Here is a 467-nt window from a genome sequence, read left to right on the forward strand (position 1 = left end):
ACATCCGATTCACTAAGTGATTCTGTATCAGGCAGTGACTCAACGTCGGATTCACTAAGTGATTCAATTAGCGGTAGTGACTCAACATCCGATTCACTAAGTGATTCAGAATCAGGTAGCGAATCAACGTCAGATTCAATGAGTAATTCAGAATCAGGTAGCGAATCAACGTCAGATTCAATGAGTAATTCAGAATCAGGTAGCGAATCAACATCAGATTCAATGAGTAATTCAGAATCAGGTAGCGAATCAACATCCGATTCAATGAGTAATTCAGAATCAGGTAGCGAATCAACGTCAGACTCAACAAGTGATTCAGAATCAGGCAGCGACTCAACGTCAGATTCAATGAGCGATTCATTGTCAGGTAGCGAATCAACGTCAGACTCAACAAGTGATTCAGATACGAAGTCAATGAGCGACTCAGAATCAGGCAGCGACTCAACGTCGGATTCACTAAGTGATTC

The 467-nt window shown here is 41.8% G+C and carries 1 protein-coding gene; it reads left to right on the forward strand.

Going from position 1 to position 467, the window contains the following annotated elements; all coding sequences use genetic code 11:
• Positions 1 to 467 (forward strand): hypothetical protein (locus tag TT13_RS11295; protein WP_190279628.1); only part of this gene is annotated, 467 nt, incomplete at both ends.

The sequence above is a fragment of the Weissella oryzae SG25 genome, from assembly GCF_000691805.2.
GTDB classification, from domain to species: domain Bacteria; phylum Bacillota; class Bacilli; order Lactobacillales; family Lactobacillaceae; genus Weissella; species Weissella oryzae.